Annotated in this window: 16 protein-coding genes and 2 pseudogenes; 8 read left to right on the top strand and 10 right to left on the bottom strand. The window is 47.9% G+C overall.

Annotated features, from left to right (window positions below; all coding sequences use genetic code 11):
- Positions 1-40: 40 nt before the first annotated feature.
- Positions 41-1036 carry a mannonate dehydratase gene (locus tag J4G02_07095; protein ID MCE2394341.1) on the bottom strand — a complete coding sequence of 332 codons (996 nt, stop codon included), beginning with the start codon at positions 1034-1036 and terminating at the stop codon, positions 41-43.
- Positions 1037-1293: 257 nt separating this feature from the next.
- On the bottom strand, positions 1294-2286 hold the full coding sequence (locus J4G02_07090) for a mannonate dehydratase (protein MCE2394340.1): 993 nt from the start codon (positions 2284-2286) through the stop codon (positions 1294-1296).
- Between the two features lie 149 nt (positions 2287-2435).
- On the opposite strand from J4G02_07090, the gene J4G02_07085 reads away from it, so the two are divergent.
- From J4G02_07085 to J4G02_07065, 5 genes are all read left to right on the top strand, one after another.
- Positions 2436-3200 carry a phytanoyl-CoA dioxygenase family protein gene (locus tag J4G02_07085; GenBank protein MCE2394339.1) on the top strand — a complete coding sequence of 255 codons (765 nt, stop codon included), beginning with the start codon at positions 2436-2438 and terminating at the stop codon, positions 3198-3200.
- Between the two features lie 79 nt (positions 3201-3279).
- Entirely contained in the window at positions 3280-4338 is a 1059-nt protein-coding gene (locus J4G02_07080; GenBank protein MCE2394338.1) for a Gfo/Idh/MocA family oxidoreductase, read from the top strand.
- Positions 4339-4412: 74 nt separating this feature from the next.
- Positions 4413-5582: a hypothetical protein gene (locus J4G02_07075; protein ID MCE2394337.1), complete on the top strand. Its 1170-nt coding sequence runs from the start codon at positions 4413-4415 to the stop codon at positions 5580-5582.
- 120 nt (positions 5583-5702) lie between these two features.
- Entirely contained in the window at positions 5703-6929 is a 1227-nt protein-coding gene (locus tag J4G02_07070; protein ID MCE2394336.1) for a phytanoyl-CoA dioxygenase family protein, read from the top strand.
- A 31-nt stretch (positions 6930-6960) separates the two neighbouring features.
- Entirely contained in the window at positions 6961-7752 is a 792-nt protein-coding gene (locus tag J4G02_07065) for a 3'(2'),5'-bisphosphate nucleotidase CysQ (protein MCE2394335.1), read from the top strand.
- A gap of 126 nt (positions 7753-7878) precedes the next feature.
- Here J4G02_07065 and J4G02_07060 read toward each other — a convergent pair whose 3' ends face one another.
- Positions 7879-9162 (bottom strand): sigma-70 family RNA polymerase sigma factor, encoded by a 1284-nt coding sequence (locus tag J4G02_07060; protein MCE2394334.1) that lies wholly within the window; start codon positions 9160-9162, stop codon positions 7879-7881.
- A gap of 316 nt (positions 9163-9478) precedes the next feature.
- Between J4G02_07060 and J4G02_07055 the strand changes: the two genes are divergently transcribed.
- Positions 9479-10015: a pentapeptide repeat-containing protein gene (locus J4G02_07055; protein ID MCE2394333.1), complete on the top strand. Its 537-nt coding sequence runs from the start codon at positions 9479-9481 to the stop codon at positions 10013-10015.
- A 192-nt stretch (positions 10016-10207) separates the two neighbouring features.
- Here the strand turns inward: J4G02_07055 and J4G02_07050 are convergent, their stop codons facing one another.
- From J4G02_07050 to J4G02_07020, 7 genes and pseudogenes are all read right to left on the bottom strand, one after another.
- Positions 10208-12682, bottom strand: a complete 2475-nt coding sequence (locus J4G02_07050; GenBank protein MCE2394332.1) for an ATP-binding cassette domain-containing protein — start codon at positions 12680-12682, stop codon at positions 10208-10210.
- A 6-nt stretch (positions 12683-12688) separates the two neighbouring features.
- Positions 12689-13735, bottom strand: coding sequence for a hypothetical protein (locus tag J4G02_07045; GenBank protein ID MCE2394331.1), 1047 nt, complete (start codon positions 13733-13735; stop codon positions 12689-12691).
- A gap of 90 nt (positions 13736-13825) precedes the next feature.
- Positions 13826-14692, bottom strand: coding sequence for a signal peptide peptidase SppA (gene sppA, locus J4G02_07040; GenBank protein MCE2394330.1), 867 nt, complete (start codon positions 14690-14692; stop codon positions 13826-13828).
- 810 nt (positions 14693-15502) lie between these two features.
- A complete protein-coding gene (locus J4G02_07035; GenBank protein MCE2394329.1) occupies positions 15503-15679 on the bottom strand; it encodes a Trm112 family protein in 177 nt (58 codons plus the stop codon).
- Between the two features lie 78 nt (positions 15680-15757).
- Positions 15758-18662 (bottom strand): annotated as a pseudogene (secA, locus tag J4G02_07030) (preprotein translocase subunit SecA).
- Between the two features lie 134 nt (positions 18663-18796).
- Entirely contained in the window at positions 18797-19654 is an 858-nt protein-coding gene (locus J4G02_07025) for a transposase (protein MCE2394328.1), read from the bottom strand.
- Between the two features lie 901 nt (positions 19655-20555).
- Entirely contained in the window at positions 20556-21704 is a 1149-nt protein-coding gene (locus J4G02_07020; protein MCE2394327.1) for a hypothetical protein, read from the bottom strand.
- 520 nt (positions 21705-22224) lie between these two features.
- Here J4G02_07020 and J4G02_07015 point away from each other — a divergent pair.
- Together J4G02_07015 and J4G02_07010 are read left to right on the top strand one after the other, a co-directional pair.
- Positions 22225-22480: pseudogene (locus J4G02_07015) on the top strand (4a-hydroxytetrahydrobiopterin dehydratase).
- A gap of 58 nt (positions 22481-22538) precedes the next feature.
- On the top strand, positions 22539-23088 hold a 550-nt coding region (locus J4G02_07010; GenBank protein MCE2394326.1), incomplete at its 3' end, for a hypothetical protein.

Raw genomic sequence — 23088 nt, 5'->3', positions numbered from 1 at the left:
GTTCTCCTTCCGAGTACCGATGTTCTGATTGCTCCATCTGTTATGCTGCAGCATTCACTGCTTGGATGAGCGCAGTGATATAACCGAACTGGAACGCCCACGCCTGCCGTACCCGCCCCGAAACCCCCGGCGGGGAGACATCATCCGGATGATGTGGTGCATGATCAGGCATCAGCATGTAAGAGTATCCTACGTCTCGAAGCACCTGCGCGACTTTGTACATGTCCACAGCCCCTTCATCGGGCCAAACCTCCTGAAAGTTGTGCAATCTACCGCGAATGTTACGGAAATGGATGTTAAACAACTTCCCCCGTGCCCCGAAGTACCGCACGATCTCGTACAGTTCTTCGCCGGGATTTTCTAACCCTTCCGAAGCAGTTCCACAACAGAAGTTGAATCCGTGGTAGGGACTATCTGCCAACTCAACAAAACGCTTCAATCCTTCAAAGACTGGGTAATTCCACCCTTCGATGCCCTTCAAAACCGGTGCTGGCGGGTCATTGAAATGACAAGCCATCTGCACATTGTTCGCCTCTGCCACCGGAATCACCCGCTCCAGAAAATAAGCCATCCGTTCAAACACTTCGTCACGGCTTACCTGTCCAAGTTCGGTCAACGTTTCATTGTCAAACTTTGACATATCGAAAGTGCTGTATGTCGTTCCGCCTCGTCCGGGTGTACTCTCCGTCCGATAGATTGGGTAGTGAACCGTATGGAAGTTATAATTCAGCCCACGGAGTCCAGCTTTACCTGCGTTTTCAATATCTTGGCAAACCGTATCGAGGTCTCGGTCACGCTGTGGGTCTTGAGCGAGGGTGATACTCTGCGGTATTCCGATATGAATCATATCAAGGCCAACGCCTTCGGCTGCGGCTTCTTCCTTGTGTCGAAGCAGCGTGTCGACCTCTGTGTTCTTGACAGGGGCATCCATGTGTGTCACACCGTGTCGGACGAGAAATTGCAATTCTGGTTTTGATGTCCCTACACCTTGAACACCCACGTGCATTTTCGCTTTCCCTTGTTGTGCTTGATTCATGGCTAAATTCTCCTTTTTGGGGCGATGAGTTTATTCTCCTCAACCTATGGACCGGCTAACTACTCTCACGCTCCTATTGAGTCGGGATATAGGCACATAGATTTTTCGTTTCTGCATCGATTCATTCCGTGTTTTTATCCACCAAATATTTGCGAATTGATACCCAAAAATCGCACCAGTTTGTGTGGTTCGTAGAAGCAAATCGCTGTCATCCCAACTCTGATTAGGGAAGAAAGCTACGCACCTGCGATTACTATCTATGATGCTGCAGCATTCACCGCTTGGAGGAGCGCAATGATATAACCGAACTGGAATGCCCACGCTTGCCGTACCCGCCCCGAAACCCCCGGCGGGGAGACATCATCCGGATGATGTGGTGCATGGTCAGGCATCAGCATATAAGGATATCCTACATCTGCAAGCACTTGTGCCACTTTGTACATATCTACATCACCTTCGTCGGGCCAAACCTCCTGAAAGTTGTGCAGTCCGCCGCGGATATTACGGAAATGGATATTGAACAACTTCCCTCTCTCCCCGAAGTACCGCACGATCTCGTACAGTTCTTCGCCGGGATTTTCTAACCCTTCCGAAGCGGTTCCACAGCAGAAGTTGAATCCGTGGTAGGGACTATCTACCAACTCAACAAAACGTTTTAACCCCTCAAAGACCGGGTAATTCCACCGTTCGACCCCCTTCAAAACGGGTGCTGGCGGATCGTTGAGGTGGCACGCCATCTGCACACTGTTTGCCTCTGCCACCGGAATGACGCGTTCTAGAAAATAGGCAGCCCGTTCAAACGCTTCGTCGCGACTCACCCGACCCGCTTCGGTCAGCGCTTCATTGTTAAATTTTGACATATCGAAGGTACTGTACGTTGTTCCACCTCGTCCGGGTGTGCTCTCCGTCCGTTGATGCTGAACAATGCAAAAGTTATAGTTCAGTCCACGGAGCCCGGCTTTGCCCGCATTTTCGATATCTTGACATACCGTGTCGAGGTCTCGATCTCGCTGTGGGTCTTGAGCAAGAGTGATACTCCTCGGGAGATTGATATGAATCATATCAAGGCTAACGCCTTCGGAGGCAGCTTCTTCTTTGTGTCGAATTAGCGTTTCAGTCTCTGTGTTTTCGACAGAGGCATCCATGTGCGTCACACCATGCCGGACAAGAAATTGTAATTCTGGTTTTGACGTTCCTATACCTTGAACGCCCACGTGCATTTTTGCTTTCCCTTGTTGTGATTGATTCATGGCTAAATTCTCCTTTTTGGGGGCGATGCGTGTGTCCTCTTCGACCTATACAAGTTCGTGGGACATTGTAGCGAAGACGCATGATTGGCGTCAAGAGAAAAGAATTGACCCCGATTGTGGCTATATGATACACTCGTCTAGAGTATTGTATGAAAGATGTCGCGGACGGTGAAACGAAACTGGAGGAGAAGCGCATGGACATTGACAAATTGAAAGTCGAGCTAGAGGAATACGGCTTCGTCATCATACATAATCTGATTCCGACCAATCAAGCAGCCCGCATGACAGACCGCCTGATGGACATCATGCGTCAGCAGCCCGATAGGGACATGCCGAATCAGAACCTGCGTGGCGTGTTTAATTACGACGACCAGGATACGTTCATCCCGCTCGTTACCCACCCGGTGTACTTGGAGTTGGCAGCACACATGCTGGGACCCGGATTCCAGATGGCAGAGGTCGGTGCGCGATGGATTAAGCCGGGGGCGGAGGCACAAAATCTCCATGCAGATGTACCAATCGGCTGGTTTCCCCAATCCGGCCTGACTATACCGGACGCCTGCTTTCTCGTCAACTGCATTTGGATGTTGACCGATTTTACACTCGAAAACGGTGCCACGCAGGTAATGCCTTTCAGCCATCATTCGCGCCGAACCCCGCGATCCGGAGTTGACTACGACCATCTAGTAACCGCCGAGGGTCCCGCAGGTTCTATCGTTATTTTTCACGGAGCCATCTGGCATCGTGGAGGCGCGAACGTCACTACAGACAAGCACCGCATAGGCGTGTCAAGCGGATTTCACGCTTCTTGGATGGATCCGGCCGCCGGAGGGTGGTATTTGATGAAGAGAAGTGTGCGCGACCGGATGCCACCAGAAATCCAAGCGATGAATCGGCATGTGGTCGAGGACTAAGCCGATTTACTTTAATAGCTGAATTACGGGTTGCTTTGAATCCCAATCTTATCGGGGGCGAATCAACAAGGAGTGGCTTATGGCAGAGAAGAAGGCATATTGGGGATTGTTAAGCACCGCTCGAATCAATGAGCGAGTAATCCCCGCCATCCGTAGTTCGGGACGGAGTGAGCTCGTAGCTGTGGCAAGTCGTAGTAAAGAAAGAGCGCAGACTTATGCCAAACAGTGGGACATTCCCCGCGCCTACGACACGTATGAGCAGATGCTTGCCGATCCAGCAATTAACGTGATTTACCTCTCTTTACCCAACCATCTGCACACCGAGTGGGCTATCAAGTGCGCAGAGGCAGGAAAGCAGATCCTGTGCGAAAAACCGATTGCCATAACGACCGAAGAGGTGGCTCAGATGGCACAGGCAGCTGACAGAAACGGTGTCATCATACAAGAAGCCGCGATGATGCGCTTCCATCCGCAGACCCAGTATCTCCGCGAGTTGGTCGCCAAAAGAGCCATCGGCGACATCCGTCTAATCCGGGGCGTTTTTGCCTTCACTCTTGAAAATCCGGGGGATATCCGACTGGAGGCAAATATGGGTGGCGGATCACTGTGGGACTTAGGTAGCTATTGCGTGAGTTTTGCGCGGACGGTGCTACAAGCAGAACCGGTTGAGGTCAGCGCCTATCAAGTCAGCGGCGATACCGGCGTTGATATGAGTTTATCGGCGCAGATGCAATTCCCCGCCGGTACACTCGTTCAATTCTTTTCCAGTTTTCAATCATTCGCTCATATTGAAGCAGACTTTCTTGGCACCGAAGGAAGAATCTATGCGGATATACCATGGGCTAATCACATTGGTGCTTCGGCTAATGTGCAAGTTACCCGAAGCGGTGATGCCGAAGAGACATCAACCTTTAGTGATAACATAGAAGGTCACACGACCAATACAAAAACGTACGAGAATATGAACGCCTATCAGTGCGAAATTGATTCGATGGTCGAGAGCGTTCTGAACGGTGCCGAGCCCATCATCTCGTTGACAGATAGTTGGAAGAATGTCGCAACAATAGTCGCGCTGCACGAATCGGCACAGACAAGCAAACCTGTCCGCCCCGAAACGTGGAACGAGAAACTCACCTAACATCGCTGCTGAGAGTAGGGTTCAACGATCTTTGTTCCTTACCATCCCACTGATATGTTGTTTAGAGGTTTATCATGAAAATTAAAGAAATTCGCGCCGTCAACATAAATATCCCACAGACCCCACCAAAAACCAAACCACGTCGTCCGACGTGGAATAAGAGTGCACCACGTGCGTTGCCCATCAACAAATATCCAGAGTTCTCCCGATTGCCTGGCCAAATGCCCGGCATGGGCGGAGGACAGGTGTGGGTGCAGGTCACCGCCGAAGATGGAACATGGGGGCTGGGGTCCTGCAGCTTTGGTGATCCTGTGGCGGTCTTGATTGACCGTGTCTTTGCACCACTGTTAGAAGGTCGGGATTGCCTTGCCACCGAATTTCTCAACGATCTGATGTGGCGCTCAATGCAGCGACTTGGTGCAGCGGGCCATGCTGCGGTGGCGCAGAGCAGCATAGATCTAGCGTTATGGGACCTCAAAGGCAAATTGCTGGATTTGCCGGTGTTTCGGTTGCTCGGCGGACCGTGCCGAGACAAAATTAAACTCTATGCTACGGGCGATGACTTAGACTGGAGCATGGAACTCGGTTTCAAGGCTTTCAAAGTAACAAACCCTGCACATTACGAAATGGGCATTGAGGGATTGAATCTAGTCGAGAAGAAACTTGCAACGGCCAGAGAAACGATCGGTCCCGACGCCGAACTGATGCTCAACGCGGTCATGTCATATAACGTGGAATTTGCCGTACAGATCGCTGAACGGCTGCGCCCTTGCCGGATGCGTTGGCTGGAGGAGCCTTTGATTCCGACAGACCTTGAGGGTCACGTTGAGTTAAAGAAATCGGTGCCATGGATGCCGATTGCCACCGGCGAAGACCACCACGGACGACATGCGTTTCGACAACTCGTCGAGCACCGGTGCGTGGACGTCGTACAACCCGATCTGAAGTGGTGTGGCGGGCTTTCCGAGGCGGTCAAGGTATATACCATCGCTGAAGCAGCAGGCATTGTAACAATTCCTCATGGCGGTGGCAATACACCTTTCGGTCAGCATTTCGCTCTAGCGCTGCCCGAGTCACCGATGGCAGAATACTGGCTTGGCACAGACCCCGGTGTTCCGCTCTCCGAAGTGTGTCCCATCCCCGGCATGGCGATGCCGAAGGATGGCTGCTTGGTTCCTTCGGACGCGCCGGGATTCGGTATGGAAATCAAAGAGGAATGGATAAAACCGTGGGTACACAAGTAAATCCCGTTGACTGTATAGATAATCTAATTGACGATCCGCGCGAGCATATCAATTGCTCGTGGTTTTTTGAAGTCTGCAATAAATTACGCCACACAAGCCGCAGCGAAAGGAAATAGTGTCATGAAAATAGATCGTAATCGATTCCTTGAGGAGGGGTATGTTGTTCTACGCAACGTTGTTCCGGCAGATGAGCTAGATGCGCTGCGCGCAAGCTACGAGATTCTGGTTGAACGGCAAAAAGTAATCTGGGCACAGGAACGCGAGCCAGACGACTCGCCCGGCGGCGTGTGGGAGACCTCTGCTCAACCACGGCTGCTCCTGCACCGAAGTCCGCTTGCAGACTTGATAGATAAAGATACTGCCAGTGCTGTGGAGATCTGGCTTCATGAAAACACACAGGGCGCCAGCAGCGAGTTGTTGGGGGTGTCAGATGCGGCGGTCACAGAGATGATGTTGATGTGTAATCCGGTTCGAGATCGGGGTCCCGCCCATTGGCACCGTGATTTATATCCCCCTTACGGTGCACCGTTGCAAGGTTATGTGGACGATATTGTCGAGGCAGGTCCCAGATATGTGCAGTGGAATCTCTGCCTTTACGACGATGACGTGCTGTGGGTGATACCCGGTAGCCACGCGCGTCTCAACACAGAGCTAGAAAATGAACTGTTAGGGACAAATCGCCATAGTCCTTTTCCCGGTGGCGTTCAGACGCACCTCAATGCGGGTGATGGTGTGGCTTATATTCTGCCGATTTTGCATTGGGGTAGTAACTATAGTACCAAAATGCGGCGCACGATTCACGGCGGCTTTTCAACCTTTACTCAGTATGAAAATCAGAGTTACATGAAACATCTGTCAACACCTGCCCAAGAGACATTTGACCGTTGGATACAGTGCAGTGATCAGATGATAGCGCACACCGAATCAATACTTCGAGCCGCCATCAAAAAAGATGCTGCCGCCTACCACGCGAGTCTCGAAAAACTCCATCCGGGCAGGGGCGAGAAGGGCAAAATGCTCTCGACAGTATACCTGAGCAAGATTGCCAAACGCGTGTATGATTGTAAACACCCCAATTTTAAAAATCTACCGCAGGAGACCCGTGACTCGACGATTCGATCACATCCGATAACGCTCCAATGGGGGCTACCTCTTGCAGATCGATTCTCTTTTGAAGAAGCGCGAACCTTGTGGGACCGGTTCAAACCGGTTGATGCCCGCATCCAGTCGCTTGTTGAAGACACCGCCCCCGGATATGAGAACCGTCCGTCGCGGTATCACTTCAATGAGATGCCTACCGATTTCAGTGTCGAGGACTTTACCACCGGCTGGCTGCAGTCAAGATAATGGCGTAAATTGGTAAATAGAGGAGAGTGCGTTGCAGAAGGAACTCGAAATTGCCATACAGGCAGCCAAAGAAGCGGGCGAAATCGCGATGGGGTATTATCAGGGCAGCTACAACGTTCGCGAAAAGAGTCCCAATAACCCCGTTACCACCGCTGACCTGATGACAAATCAGCGGATTCGAGAAATCATCTACCATACTTTCCCTGACGATGGCTGGCTCTCTGAAGAGACGGAGGATTCTCCGGATCGATTGGCAAAATCCCGCGTGTGGGTTGTCGATCCCATTGACGGTACAGAGGAATTCATCGCAGGCACCCCTGAATTTGCGATTTCGATTGCCCTCGTAGTTGAGGGAACTCCGGTCATTGGTGTATTGCACAATCCCGCTACAGCAGAACTCTTTTATGCTTATGCCGGCGGCGGTGCATTCTGCAACGGAACGCCGATTTATTCCTCATCATGTCGATGCCTCAAGCAAGCATCAATGCTTGTTAGCCAAACGGAGCACCGAAAAGGCCTATTAGCGGGGCTGATTCCGCTTGTCGCAGAAATTCAGTATATTGGTAGTGTCACCTATAAACTGGCAAGGCTCGCGGCGGGCGCCGGCGATCTTTATGTTACTGTACGGCCTAAAAACGAGTGGGATTTCTGCGCCGGCGATCTCATTCTGTGTGAAGCCGGCGGTGTCTTGTGGGATAAGGCAGGTCAGATCATAAGTTACAATAAAAAAAGAGTTAAGCAGCCTACGGGTCTGTTCGCTGGCAACCCAACTCTTGTAAAACAGATACTCCATTGTTACTCAAGTACACCGGTTTATGTTTGAATTTGCCGATTGAAAATTGGAGAAAATGGAATAGAAGGAAAAGTGTGAAAGATTTTCCTTCTATTTCAGGCATGCAAATGCTGTGTTTCAGGAAGGACCTTCCAAAGGTGAAGCACCTTCGGAAGGTTAGAGAAGCTCTTGTAGATACTGCACTCGCGTATGATGGCGCAACTTACGAAGGGCTTCGTCTTCAATTTGGCGTACCCTTTCTCGGCTAATGTTAAGTTGCCGTCCAATCTCAGCGAGAGTGTACTCCGTACCATCAGTCAAACCGTAGCGCATCTTGATTACAAGCGTTTCACGACCCGCTAATGTGCCGAGGACCATTTCAAGCGACTCTTTCTCTGAATTAGAAAGCAATTCTTCCTCAGGAGTCACCTGCGAATCATCAGCCAGTAGGTCAGAAATCGTTGCGTCGGGTGAAGATTCACTCAATGGCGAATCTAGCGAAATTGTCCCCTTCGTACTTTGAAGAATTTCGATGACACGGTTTTCGGGCATCCCTACCGCTTCAGCGACGTCTTTGATGCCCGGCTCACGTTCGAGATCCCTAGCGAGCTTGCTCTGTGCCTGCTTGATAGATCGCCGGGTTTCCCCAACGTAACAAGGGATACGAATTGTCTGGCTCTGCTGATCTAATGTTGCGTAAGTACTGAAGCGATACCCTCTTGCGAGATCAAATTTCTCCACAGCCTTCATCAAGCCAACACTTCCCTCCTGCATCAGGTCGAGGAAGGAAAGTGATGATTTGTTGAAATTATGTTGTTTGGCAATGCTTGCAACGAGCAATAGGTTTGCCTCAACAATTTTCCGCTTCGCTTTCTGGATGATTTCAACAGCGTCGTGCAAGTCGTCCTGCAGCGTATCAAGACGTTCGCACTCTTCAGCTTGATCGTCTGGTGTCATTGTAACATCCGCCCTAACGTGCTTTTGGTAAACCTTAATTTCCTTTTGAATTTGTTCCAAAAGCGTTGCAACGTGCATTGGACTCCACCAAATTCCGTTCGTTTCCTTCTGTTTGGCACCGCGTCGTCGCCCGGTTTTTGGACGTACTCTCTCTAAAATACAGAGCGGCAGCTGATCCAATAACGCTGTTACCTTCTGCTTTCCCTCTTCAAACTTCTGAAACAGTTTAACCTCTTCTTCAGGAGTAAGCAAGGGAGTACGAGCAATCTCTTGCAGATAAGAAAACGCTTCATCTCGGTTACCATCACCAACATCGCTACGTCGTCGAAAAGAAGAAATCAGACTATCCTCTGTTGTATCTTCCGTCATACTGTCTTCTTCATCATTAACTTCATTTGTTCTATCGGTGGGTACTGACAGGAATTCATCGTTATCTTCAAACTCCAACTCAACCGCTTGATCATCGTCAGTTCCACTATGTGTGAATTTACGTTCTTTACTCATTTCTTGTTCATCTCCATTCTACTAAACTCTGTCGAACTTTAAAAAGGTCAAAAATATACAAAAAATCCATAAATCTCCTACTATTTATTAGTCACATTTATACAATGAACATGATGTATGAAACGTGATATGTTATAATAAGTATCAGAAAAAATTAAGTTAATCGTCGATAATCGTACCAATCTACTACTGTTCAGCCGTGCAACATGAGAAATTTTCTTAGCTCTCCACTCAAGCTGCCGATGCCATGGGCATGAAATCTTAACATAATTCTATTCAACGACCTACATAATTATTTATCGACTCGGAGGTCACTATGAATCAACTTACCAAAACCGATGTTCTCAAACGCCTTCAACGGGGTGAATCATTTATTGGAGAAGACTTGACGGATATTGATCTGTCGGGGGCTTCCACTGATTTAACAGAAGCAAACTTCAACGCCGCAAATCTTTCCAATGCTAACTTTAAAGGCGCAATAATGAAAGGCGTTTTCCTCGTTGGGGCAAATTTAACCAACGCTAACTTTGAAGACGCGGACCTTGGAGGCGCGTTTCTCAGTGGTGCGGTGCTTGCTGGCACAAATTTTCGAGGCGCAAATTTACGCAAGGCTACAATTGGGGCACCAGATTGGGTCGTTTCGGATGCGTTTGGCAGCCTAACCAGCTTTGAAAATGCCGATCTCGAAGATGCAATTTTCGGTGAAACTGTGATGAAAGGCGCCATTCTGTTTGGAGCTAACCTCAAGGGTGCCTATTTATACGAAGTAGATCTTTCAGAAGCTGTATACAAATCTTCAGACCTCGAAGGGGCAGTTACGAAAAAGGCATTTCAAGAATCAATTTGGGATTAAACGCCGAAAATTCTCCCAAAGGGGTATATACTATCACAACTTCCAACACTGATGTCAACCCCTAAATATTAACACAAGATTTATTTGATCAACATTGAGACGTTTTTATACCCGATTCAGTTTACAAATAATTTACAAGAATCTTTAAAGCTGCTGCATCGAGGCGATCTCAATTCAGGCAAAAGACACGGTTTAGCCTCGAAACTGCATCTGACACAACTTCTGATATAGTCCTCCATTTTTTAATAACTCTTGGTGTGTACCGCTTTCAACAATCTTCCCACCATTCAGGACAAGAATCTTATCCGCATGAACAACGGTCGAAAGCCGATGGGCGATAACGAAGGTTGTTCTGCCTTTCATTAAATTTTCAAGAGAGGTTTGAACAAGCACCTCCGATTGACTGTCAAGTGCTGAAGTGGCTTCATCAAGCACAAGGATAGGGGGCCCCTTCAAAATTGCCCGCGCAATTGAGAGGCGTTGCTGCTGACCAGTAGATAACTTGGCTCCAGATTCGCCAATCTGTGTTTTATATCCTTTGGGCATTTGAATAATGAAGTCGTGCGCATTTGCTTGCTTTGCGGCTTGAATTGCCCCCTCTTGTGTCGCTGACGATGCGCCATAGATAATGTTCTCCATTACCGTTCCATCGAATAGGATAGTATCTTGTGGAACAATCGCGATATGGCGTCTGAGGTCTTCTAATGCCACTGCGGAAGTAGGAATCCCGTCAATCAGAATCTCTCCGGAATCTACCTCGTAAAACCGCGACAGCAGATTGAGTAACGTTGTTTTTCCGCTCCCACTCCGACCAACCAACGCGACAACTTCGCCCGGTCTAGCACAAAAACTAATGTGCTGGAGGACCGGCTCATGCTCATATCCGAAGGAGACATCCCGAAATTCTACCTCGCCACGAACCGATGGCAGTTTCAATTGGTTTTCACGCTTGTATGCCTCTTTTTCAAAGTCAAGAACGTAGAAAATTCTTTTAGCAGAAGCCAGACTCTGCTGTAGCACATTGTTGAAGAGTCCAATAGTTCTGATCGGCTTAAACATCAAGCTGACCAGCCCAATGTAACCGATAAACCAACCGGTTGTAAGCTTACCCTGAACAACCTGCCAGCAGCCAAGTCCAAAAACGGTTGCAATCCCGATTGCACTAATAAATTCCACAAGTGGAGGTAACATCACTGTGAGTCGTACACGGCGCATGGCAACGCGGTATTGCCCCTTGTTTGTTTTGACGAAGCGGTTACGTTCTACCTCCTCCGCGGTAAAACTCTTGATAATTTTAAGCCCGAAGAGCGTCTCCTTCAGCTGCGAAGAAATGTCCGCAGTCTGTTGTTGGATTTCCGAGCTAGTGCTGCGGATCCGTTGTCCAAACCGGTTAATCAGATGGGCCAGCAATGGAAAAACGAGCAGCGCAAGTAACGTCATCTGGACACTTCGGAACAGCATGACCGAGATAAAGACAGGGATACAGACAGCTGCACGAATGGTGTTTGCCGTAGATCCCACCGCATATTGCCATGTCCGGACATCATCTGTGACGCGGGCCATCAAATCCCCTGTCCGATGCGCTTTCAGTACTCCCAAAGGTGCGAAAAGAATTCTTTCGTATAACTCGTTTCGCACTCGGGTAATCAGTTGATACCCAACGCGCGCCATCAAGTAATCGTTACAATAAGTAAATCCTCCTTTTACCACGACAAGTGTGAGTATGCCTGCCAGGATCCAACCGATAAGTCTGAAAGCATCGCTCGCGTTTGTAATAGTAATTTCGAGTCCATCAAATGTTCCCTCAAAATGGAAATACTGGATCTGAATGGCTCCATCTTCAAAGCGTCGAGTTTCAATCAGCTTGAGTGCATCAATTGTATCCGCCAAAATATGAATATAGCCGGCTTCACAGAAGGCAATCAGGAGCGCACAAACGACTGCTAATATAATTGAACCGAGGTGCGGCGATAAATACTTTGCGTTTTCCGCAATCGTTATGAGCCGTCTCGACTCCGTCAGAAACGGGCTAGAGTCAAAGTCGCCGTACATCGCGCGCACTTTCAAGCCCGCCGATGCTAACATCTTTTCTAATTCCGTCGGGAAATAGAATCGAATACGATTGACCGATTCCTGAACTGCACCGGTGGAGAGGTCTATCACCGTTCGATGGTCGGAGAGCCGTCCAGATGTTGAATCGTATTCGACCTCCGCAAGTGCTAGCAGCGATTCAGACATCCACCACCAGTTGCGCGTTTGATCCAATTGAAACACTGCATAGGGATTCCAATGCTCCAGCAAAAATTTCCCGCTCGGCTTAAGAGCTGCCGCAACCGCTGTAATAACCCTTTTATTATCGTTATCTTCAAAAAAACCGAAGCTGGTAAAGAGATTAATGACTGCGTCACAGACTGGCTTTAAGGGGATATGGCGTGTATCGCCCTCAACGAGGTATACTTGGCTCTGACTTGAAGATCTATTTTTCTGCGCTTGCGCTAAAAGAAAACGGGAGCTATCTAAGCCGACAACCTTCATGCCGCTGTCCGCCAAGAGTTGTCCGTGCCGTCCCTGACCGCAGCAGAGGTCCAAGACAGTTGCTCCTTGCACAAGATCGAGTGCTTCTGCTGCCGGAGGGAGTTCGGAAAGGAGATAGGTCTGATCCCACATCGTGCGTCACATTCTATACCGTCCAAACTGGACGGTTTTTGTCTTGGCTGCGGTTCCCACCTTGCAGCGTATTTCCAACTGTTTGGTATTGAAATCCACAGCATCGATTATTCCAATTGAAATTGTTGTGCCGGCTGCGTCAAGTAACCCGACCAAACAACCTTCAAAGTATTGGGGAGTTTCAGTGACCAAATTCTTCAAACTTAGATGATTTTTCAACCGTGCTTGGATTAGATTCGGCAGTGCATCTAGCGTGACCAATACCAACGATCGGTGTCCCCATTCTGCATAAAAAACGCGATCATCGACAAAATCGGAAAGCATTTCTTGTTCTTTGGGGTTCGCCTGCCGCCCATTGAAGAATGGGGTTCTTTGCCCACGAATCTGAGCGAAGGGCAGCATCTCCTGCATGCAGTCTGAAAAGTAGCGTGCGAAGCTCGACTCACGGTACTTCCTACGAAAGTCATCACTTTTAGATCTAACGCTCCTATGCAGCGAAAGACGATGCGTCTGTATTGTATCGTTACTCTCAAAAGGGACAACAATCGCCTCCAACTCGCGTGACCGATGAAGGCAAATCAGGTGTGTCGGCTTAACCAACTCGATTTTATGCTGCTTGAGAACAACCGCGGTATCCCCTTCTATATAGCCTGTGGTATCGACCACAATGAAATCTGCCCCGGTTTTCAAGGCAGCATCAACCATCAGACGTGTCCCTGCCACACATTGCAGCAGGTGCCGTTCTGGTGAGGCCCAGCCTACAAAGTAAAGCGCATCAGGTTCGGTGTCAATCTCTTCAAGGCGTTCCATCGAATCGTTTGGCGCAACGACTTTCAACCCAATCGTGGTCGGCGGGCCAATCTGTGATTGCCCCACATCTGCATCAACGAAGCCAACCCTTAGTCCACTCGTCACACCCCGTTCAATGAGAAACCGGCAGAATGTTGATTTGCCGACATCCGTTGCACCAATAACTAGTACAATCTGTTGAGGTTGTACTACCTTGCGAGCAAGGTTTTCCCAATCACGGTTCAGTTGGTAACGATCGGCCATTTACTTTATACGGCTATTGAGTATTAATCTCACAACAACTTTATCAGAATATTCCGTTCTAAAACCGCGTCATTTAGGGCGGGGAGTATGTCAATGGATATGCAGTTCATACCGGAAAGTGACACCGGCATTGTCAAGCAATCTATCTAAATTCTCTTTCCCGGTCGTGCCTAATATCCGCTCAAGCATAGAGGTTTTACGCTTTGTGCGAACCACTTTCGGTTTCCCTTCAATACCACTAAGTTCTCCCGCACGGTCAATCGCATCGGACAGGTTACCAAGTTGATCTACCAGCTTATGTTCCAGCGCTTGCTGACCTGAAAAGATTCGCCCATCTGCGAGTGCAACAATCTCCTCTCGGGTCAAATGTTCCTGCCGCCCTTCAAAGACAGCATCAATGAACTGGTTGTGAACATCATCGAGCGTTGCTTGCAGGAGTTCACGTTCTTCGTCCGTCAAATCACGCACCGGTGAACCTGTATCCTTAAATCTACCGCTCTTAACAACCTGTTGTTCTAACCCAATCTTTTCGTAAAGTCCCTTTATCTTTGTAAACTGCATGATTACCCCGATGCTACCTGTTAAGGTGCCGGGATTTGCAAGAATTTCATCAGCCATAGCGGCGATATAATAACCGCCGGATGCGGCGGTGCTACCCATCGAGGCGACAATCGGTTTTTCCAATTTTTTTAATTCGCTATGGATTTCTTGGACAGGGGCAACACTCCCGCCGGGCGAGTTAATACGCACGACGATTGCCTTAATCGTCTGGTCATCACGATACTGATGGATCTGATCAATGGTTGTTTGTGTGCGCGAAATGACCCCATTGATATCGATGATCGCAACCTTGTCTCCAATTGACCCACTTTGCACCAAGGTCCGAGCAACCAATAAGAAGAACAACACTCCAATAACAACAATCAAAATGATAATCAGTTTTTTTCGACGAGTCATAAGTTATCTGTTGACGTACTCCCACACCCTGAAGGGTGGGAATTCCCATCCGTTCAAGCTGTCGAATTGTGCTATCAACCCGGATTGCGTAAACAGCAACGACTTACGTCCGCTCCTTCATGAGACAACCCCCTGCCCCGCTTTTTGGCTGCCTTGCCCGTCCAAACAAGGTAGAATGTAGCAGTTAGCTGCTGCCCCTTGTGAGGATACTCTATGATTCCAGAGGGATTGATTGAAGTTCACCCCATTGTCTGTGGGACTGGTAGCAAGAGATTTTACCCTGCTTGCTCGTCTCTGTGGACTCAAACTACCACCAACCAATATCTGAAAGTAAAATTGTTTAGACTTGCATTGACTTTTGACTGACTACATCCCCTCCCTAAAGGGAAGGGGTCTTGTCAGCAAGGTTGGAAATTTCGACTTACGCAGTTGAACGCTCAAAGCTAACCCCTTCCGCTAGTCCCGATTCATAGGAACCTACACCTCTATTTCAATGCCCCATCGGCACGATTCGGCAATTTGGCAGGGCCCTGTCAGGTCCCAGAAAAAATTTTACCCTCCCATCGGGGGTTCATCATTGGCGGATATCTCTCTGAATCCCGATGGGGCCTAGCTTCAGGGCGTTTGTAGATTTTTACTACACAAGAGAAGGTGCGTCTATACGGCTGGCTGACCTGCCAAATACGCACTATTTATGAACCGTTTTTCACTGAACTGTCACCATAACCTTGCCAAATGTTAGGGATTTGTCAGGTCCCTGACAGGTCAAAACTCTGAAGTGCGTAAGTCCTATATGTAATTGACCAAACATTATGTTTCATCTGCCGGCATCTCCGCTTCGCTAATTAGCATGACTGGAATCCCATCGCGGATTGGGTAACGCCGCTTGCATTGACCGATGCAAATCAACTGCTGATTTTCCTGATTATACTCAATATCGCCCTTACAAGCCGGGCATGCGAGGATCTCAAGTAATTCGCTACTAATCTCTTGTGCCGGTGAACTCAAGGGAATCCCCCATAATTGTGTGCCCCTTCGTTGGAGTGTTTACCGATTCTTGACCTTCTACTTACCGTGACACTTTTTATATTTTTTACCACTTCCGCAGGGACATGGAGCGTTGCGTCCTACCTTCGGGAGTCCACCAGCCGCCTGACGGGAAGCAAATTCAGCAGTGTCACTCGCTGATTGCTCATCGAGCGTTCCTGCGAGGGGCCCGTGGGTGTTCACGGCTTCTCTACGACGGGGAGCTCGCCGAGGTCGATCGCTCTGCAGAGTTGTGGTTTCAATGCGTGCTTTGAAGATATATTCACTGACCTCCTCTTCAATCCGTCGATGCATCGCTTCAAAGACGCTGAAGGCTTCATTTTTGAAGACAACAATCGGATCTTTACCAGCGTAACCACGCAGATAAATTCCCTCTTCGATGTAATCAATATTATACAGATGATCTTTCCAGTGGTGATCAATGCGGTCAAGCAGAATCAACCGTTCAAGCGTACGCATCAAATCTGAACCCATTTCAGCTTCACGCTGTTCGTAACGCTCGCGCAACGATTTGAGCAGATATTCCCGTAGTTCGGATTGATCCATGTTCAACGGTTGTTGCAAATCTGTTGCATCAATCGTGAAAATATTCGTCAGCCAAGTCTTGAAACCTTCAATGGCACCGTCGTAAACGTTTAGCTGGTCCCCTTCTTTCCTGATAACATATGTGCTTTGATCCTCATCGTCGGAGTCATCGGAGACCAACCACTCGCTGCCCTTTTTAGGGGTCGAAACGGATACATTTTCAGACAGAGCAAGTCCATTGGCTCTAAGTTCCTGCAACGAATCCGCCGAGATCGGTTCGCTACTGTCCAACTGATTTTGGAATTCCGGGTGAACACTAGACAATTTCGCGTCATTGATATGTTCCGGCAGATTTTCCTCAAGGTAATCGTCTAGTACATTTTCGATCATCTCCCAAATAGTCTCTTTGAGGTCGTTCCCTTCCAAAATGCTATCGCGCAAACTGTAGATGCTTTGACGTTGCGAATTCATCACGTCGTCAAACTTAAGCCGATTCTTTCGCATCTCGAAGAAAACCTGCTCAACTCGCTTCTGCGCTTTTTCAATCGCGTTGGTCACCGCTTTGTGTTCGATCGGTATATCTTCTTCCATGCCCAACCGATCCATGATACCAGATAAGCGCTCAGATCCGAACTTCCGCATCAAGTCATCTTCAAGTGAGAGGTAGAAGCGAGACGATCCCGGATCGCCTTGACGCCCAGAGCGCCCACGCAATTGGTTATCAATCCGCCGCGCTTCATGCCGTTCCGTCGCAACGATATGCAATCCGCCTGCCTTTAACACCTGTTCCCGATTTGGGGCGCAAATAGCTTCTGCTTCAGCAAGTGCTTCCTTCCATTCTGCGGAACCTTCGTCAATGGTAGATGGATCTACTTTCTTCTTCAGTAGGATCTCCCTCGCCAGACCCTCCGGATTTCCGCCGAGCAGGATGTCCACACCACGCCCCGCCATATTCGTTGCAATCGTTACGTTGCCGGGGACACCCGCTTGGGCAATGATCGTTGCTTCACGGGCGTGTTCTTTAGCATTCAACACCTGGTGTTTGATATCACGCCGTTTTTTGCGGAGCATCTGACTCAATTTTTCAGAGTTTTCGATTGAAATGGTGCCAACAAGCACAGGGCGTCCCTGCTCATGCTGCTCTATAATATCTTCGAGGACTGCCCGGTATTTTGCATCTTCTGTCTTATAGATAACGTCCGGGTGATCTATACGAATCATCGGCTCGTTCGTAGGGACAACAACGACATCCAAGCCGTAGACATGTGCAAATTCAGCTGCTTCCGTCTCCGCTGTACCGGTCATGCCCGCCAACTTCTCGTACATCCGGAAATAATTTTGATAGGTAATTGACGCACCGGTTTGGTTTTCCTGCTTAATCTGTACACGCTCTTTGGCTTCGAGGGCTTGATGGAGACCTTCGTTAAACCGCCTACCCTCCTGTAGTCGTCCGGTAAACTCATCGACAATGATGACCTCGCCACCCTGCACGACATAGTCCACGTCACGTTTGTAAAGGGTATGTGCAATCAGTGCCTGATTGACGTGATGTACCAAATTCATGCTTTCGTGACCGTAGAGATCTTCTACCCCTAGAAGGCGTTCGATTTCTTCCACACCCTCCTCAGTGAGGGCGACAGTGCCGCGTTTGCTACTTTTTTCGTCACGTTCATAATGTCTTTCACTTTGCAATCGTCGCACCGCAGCGTCTATCTTTTTATACGATAATCAGCGGGGTCCGCGCTTCATCAATCAGGATGCTATCGACTTCATCAACGATGGCGTAATGATGACCACGCTGTACCTTTTCCTCAAGCGTCTGCCCTTTATTGTCCCATAGATAATCGAAGCCGAATTCACTGTGTACACCGTAAGTAATGTCAGATTTATATCCCAGTGCCTTCAAATTATGGGGCAATCCACTGTATGTTAAACCCACACTCAATCCAAGGAAGGTGTAAATCTTTCCCATCCATTCCGCATCACGCTTGGCGAGATAATCATTGACAGTCACAACGTGGACACCCTTACCCGCCAAAGCGTTCAGATAAACGGCGAGCGTCGAGGTTAGCGTCTTTCCCTCGCCTGTTTTCATTTCGGCGATTTTGCCTTGATGAAACACAATCCCGCCCATGAGCTGAACATCATAGTGGCGTTGGCTCAAGGTCCGTACCCCTGCTTCACGCACAGCGGCGAACGCTTCAGGTAAAAGAGAATCGAGGGATTCACCGGCATCCAATCTCTCCCGAAAGTGCGGTGTCTTTGATTGGAGGGCAGCATCGGATAAACGTTGCATCTCCGGTTCCAACTGATTGATTTTATCCACAATCGGTTGGAGCGACTTCATATCCCGGTCCTGTTTACTGCCAAAAACCTTAGTCAAAACTTTTTGAAGCATGAAACATCATCACCCTTTACAGTTTACAAATTTTCAGAATTATCTGATCCTACTTATCGTTTGACGTTGAACACACAATTTAGTTACATTTGACGTACTCCCAAAGCTAAAGCATTGGGATTCTTACCCCGATTCTATCGGGATTTCTTAGACATGAGTCCCATGAACGGCGACCACGAGTCCAAGCGACACAGATGCCAGTTAAACCTGACTCCCGCGGGGGACGCCATTGCCCCGACTACAGGGTTGAATAGCCAACCCTGATACTTTGTCCAGATATTGCTTGCGCCTACAATGTCACGGTGTCCTTCCCAATCACACTCAGAGCACTTGTATGTCCGCCCTGAAGGTTTCTTTCGATGCCCACAGGAAGGACAGGTTTGGGAAGTATACTTCTCAGATTCAGTTTTGACCTTGATTCCTATTTGCTTAGCTTTATACTGAATCTGTGAAGCAATCTCACTGAAGGACCATTGATGCAATTTCTGGTTAGACTTCTTACTATAGTTAATAGATTGACGGATATCCGTCAAGTCTCCTAACACAATAGTTTGCACTTCTTCTTTGTTGGAAGTGGAAACGAATCTTGATGTGATTTTATGACGACAATCTTTGAGCTGCCGTGCAAGTTTGGCGAGCACCCTCTTTTTTGTTGCCTTAAGCTGCTTCCATCGTCTACTCCCTCGTGTGCAACGTGAGAGTTTCTGGTTAATCCGTGCAAGGAATTTGTTTCGGTATTGGACTATAGAGCGGTGAGAACGTCCATTGTAAATTGTGGCATCCTTGCCATCAAAGGAAACGATTGGGTGAATTTCCCCCATGTCTACAGATACCACGTTACCACTATCCTGTTCCTCATCAACACTCACAGCATACGTGGCATGAAACTTGTAGGTCTGTGTGTGCCGGTCATAGACTATCTTAACTGTTGCTGGTACTTGGGCATAATGAGGTTCTACTTCAATAATGATAGGGACACGGTCCTTCCCCATAGACAGGTAGAGCGCATTTCCCTTAGCAGATATACCACTCGCTCGCCATATAAATGTGTGATATTTCCTTGCCTTATATGGGGGACGGGCTTTGGGGTCTTTTTTTGGCGTTGGAAAAAGGACTTGAGCGCGCCATAATAGTCATCAATTATGGCTTGTACACTATGAGCATGACAGGGATACTCCATGAACTTGAGGTATTTCTTAGCACCCCCTTGAGACAGCCAGAAATCCTTGTTGTCCTTGACCTTGTGAATAAGAGATACCGTCTTGGAATAGATGCGCCCCGCCAATTGAGTAATAGTGTCTAATTGCTCAGTTCGTTTACTGGTGTTGATGATATAAGTTCGATAATTATTTGTAGGCATTAGGATTGTCCTTTCATTCGAGCGGTGGAGCCTCTCACTGAAAGACAAGCCAATTACAACATATTTTACAACATTTTGCAATAAAAAAACGGAGTTTGACCCAAGCATAAATACTTGGGATTGCTAAAGTTTTCCTTCACTAAGTTTTTTCAGCACCGAATTGACTTTCGGTTTGAGAAAGCAAGGCATCCATTAAATCGCGAATCTGCCCCAACCGTTTAAGTTGCTCTTCTATCGCTCTTTGTTCATTGGCAAGCCAACTCAGCACTAGACTGATGTGGTAGATATTTTCCGCAGATGGAAATTCAAGTAATTGAGAGAGTTGACGCGTTTCTTCAACTTTCAGTTGATGCGTCTTAACCTCTACTTTTTTCTTTTGTCAGTGATCTTACAATCGAATCCTTTTTCGATGATATGGTGTGCTCTCATGGCTATTTCAGCACCCCATTTTTTCGTGACAGTCTGATCTATCCAGTTTTTATACTGAAATCCAAGGAAGTTCATATAGCAAGGGCGGCTCGCGAGTTAATTTGCTAAGGGGAATCTAGAGAGTCAGTTCCCGCTGCTTGTGAGACTGAAATTGGATTAGACATATCGTCCTCATCCTCAACTTCTAATAAGTTCTCCCCGTCAACCCGTCTTCTCAGTAGCGTATAGATGAGGGTATTACCCGCCGAAGCAATCGAAAAGAGGTAAGCAATAACCAAACCCGCGATAAATAGCAGAGACAACGTCATAAAAATCGCGGCGATATTCAGTGTAATTGGCGAATTGGTGAGTTCGGAGCCAATATCAAATACTTTGAAATGCTCCATGTATGGTAACGCAGCAAGTTTAGCAATTGAGCCACCAAGCCACCGATCCGCTTGCCACATAATATGCTGCATATCCGTAGGGATCAGAAAGTGGGTTGGCAGCATCGCTAATGCAAACCCAGTCAAGCAAAAGATTATCCAAATCGGGAGGCAAATCACCTTCACGCCAAACAGAAGAACTTCGTAGATAAGTACCCGCCACGGTTGATTCCAAATCATCGCGAGGTGCTGATACGCCGTTTCAAAAGCATCCGCCTCCGCGGCAGCAACCACAGAGGGCGCGAAAAACAGACTTATCCCCAAACCAACAAGGAGATAAGCTATTAGCAATCCGAGAAAGAAGGCAAAAGGGGTCAAGACCGATGCAAACATCAGGATAACCCGCCCCACCGTTGGAATCTTGCCCAGCAAACCGACGAAAGTGGGTATTAATGCTAGAATTACCAGAATCACAACTAAACCGACAAGCGTCCCGAAAACCGATTTCCAATGTTTCCGGACGAAGCCCCAAGACGCCTTCATAGAAAAGAAATAGTCGCCCCGCAGTTGCTCTATTGTGATTTTCGAGACCATCGTGCTCGTTAAGAAAAAGAGTACGAACAGGATGAATGTGCCGAGCCACATCGCACCAATTGTAATGGCCTCAAAAGTATAATCGACAAGAGGACAAACGGGCAGGAGTGCGTAGGTATCCCAAAATTGTTTGACCGCACTACCGCCTGCGATGAACAAACTTGCATATACCAATATTTCATATATGAGATAACCGAGGACCAGCCCGAAAAGATGAACTAAAATCTTCTTTACATCGAAACCGTAACGTCCGGCTCGGAAAATATCTCGGAAATCAAAATGCAATTCAGCCATTTTTTCATCCAGTTGTTGGACAATTTCCCAACGAATTATAGCCCGGTATCAGTCAACTGTATATCAAACGTTTAGGTTCTGTTGACATTTAAGAAATTAATTCATCTCTGCTCCGAGAATCTTCGGTGGGTAGGCACAAGCCGCTTTGTTGTAGGGGCAACCCTCGTGGTTGCCCTATTGTAGGTCGATTTTCCAAAATCGACAGTGCGTTGTCGAGATATGAATCTTGACCTACACAAGTGCAGGAGACTGACAATTATCCCGGTGGTTTGGAACTGTGTTGTGGTAAGGGTTTTCGTAGTGAACAACGATCGTTGTTCACTACAACTCTGCAAAATGTCAACACGCCCTAGCGTCCAAAACCTTGATATATGACGCATCAACATATAATACATCAACTACGATCTTCTGTCAACAACAGAAATCTGTGGAATTTTAACTTGACTTTGCTCGGCAATCTCAATACAATGCCATCGGGATATAGGCATTAAAATAACTCAGTTTTTAAGGAGATTCTAAGATGGCAGCCACAAAACTAACCGATATAGAAATCAGCGCTCAACTAGAGGGAATATCGGGTTGGATTTCAGTTCGACTCGTTTGTAGAAGCCTTCGGTTTTATGGCGAGCGTTGCCCTGATTGCAGAATCAATGAATCATCACCCCGAATGGTTTAACGTCTATAATCGCGTGACAGTTGATCTCGCAACACACGACGCCGGAGGAATTAGCGCATTAGATTTTGAATTGGCGAAGAAAATTGATGCACTTTCATAAAATCTAATGCGTAGGGGTTTTGATTATCGACTGGTTTACTACTTTTATCATTCGCATATTGGCCATAATCATCCGATGGCTTCCCAAGGGGTATGCCCTGATGCTGGGGAGCGGTCTGGGCTGCTTTCTCTATCTTGCCCTAAAGAAGCGCCGTCGGATCGCTCTAGAAAATCTGCAAATTGCGTTCGGCAATGAGATGTCCGCTGATGAGCGTGCACAAATTTGTCGCGAAAGTTTTAAACAGATGGGGAAAACCGCAATCGAATTTCTCCGTTTCCCCAAATTAACCTTCGAGAACATCTGGCAGGAAGTGACCGTTGAGGGAAAAGAGCACCTGATAGGTGCATTGAATCAGGGCAAGGGTGCCATTGTGTTTCTGCCCCATTTTGGGAATTGGGAACTTCTCGCCCTTGTCTATGGAGCACTTATCCCGGATCGAGCAAAGGCAATTGCGTTTCCGCTCAAAAACAGACACCTCAACGCGCTTGTCTCTCAATATCGAGAGCGCCTGAGCCTAAAGTTAATCATCCGGAGGCAAGCAGTGAGAGAAACTCTTCGTGCGCTTAAAGGCGGGTATGCTGTCGGATTTTTTGCAGATCAGAATGCAG

The organism is Candidatus Poribacteria bacterium (assembly GCA_021295755.1).
Classification (GTDB): Bacteria; Poribacteria; WGA-4E; order WGA-4E; family PCPOR2b; genus PCPOR2b.
The sequence above is the reverse complement of the archived record's forward strand: the minus strand, read 5'-3'. Positions and strand labels throughout refer to the sequence as shown.

Bases quoted from the DNA above. Each gene is read 5' to 3' on its own strand.
- J4G02_07045 (MCE2394331.1), bottom strand. From the start codon at position 13,735: ATGGCCGATCGTTACCAACTGAACCGTGATTGGGAAAACCTTGCTCGC.
- J4G02_07025 (MCE2394328.1), bottom strand. From the start codon at position 19,654: ATGGGGAAGGACCGTGTCCCTATCATTATTGAAGTAGAACCTCATTAT.
- sppA (MCE2394330.1), bottom strand. From the start codon at position 14,692: ATGACTCGTCGAAAAAAACTGATTATCATTTTGATTGTTGTTATTGGA.
- J4G02_07020 (MCE2394327.1), bottom strand. From the start codon at position 21,704: ATGGCTGAATTGCATTTTGATTTCCGAGATATTTTCCGAGCCGGACGT.
- J4G02_07070 (MCE2394336.1), top strand. From the start codon at position 5,703: ATGAAAATAGATCGTAATCGATTCCTTGAGGAGGGGTATGTTGTTCTA.
- J4G02_07080 (MCE2394338.1), top strand. From the start codon at position 3,280: ATGGCAGAGAAGAAGGCATATTGGGGATTGTTAAGCACCGCTCGAATC.
- J4G02_07095 (MCE2394341.1), bottom strand. From the start codon at position 1,036: ATGAATCAAGCACAACAAGGGAAAGCGAAAATGCACGTGGGTGTTCAA.
- J4G02_07055 (MCE2394333.1), top strand. From the start codon at position 9,479: ATGAATCAACTTACCAAAACCGATGTTCTCAAACGCCTTCAACGGGGT.
- J4G02_07090 (MCE2394340.1), bottom strand. From the start codon at position 2,286: ATGAATCAATCACAACAAGGGAAAGCAAAAATGCACGTGGGCGTTCAA.
- J4G02_07050 (MCE2394332.1), bottom strand. From the start codon at position 12,682: ATGTGGGATCAGACCTATCTCCTTTCCGAACTCCCTCCGGCAGCAGAA.
- J4G02_07075 (MCE2394337.1), top strand. From the start codon at position 4,413: ATGAAAATTAAAGAAATTCGCGCCGTCAACATAAATATCCCACAGACC.
- J4G02_07060 (MCE2394334.1), bottom strand. From the start codon at position 9,162: ATGAGTAAAGAACGTAAATTCACACATAGTGGAACTGACGATGATCAA.
- J4G02_07085 (MCE2394339.1), top strand. From the start codon at position 2,436: ATGAAAGATGTCGCGGACGGTGAAACGAAACTGGAGGAGAAGCGCATG.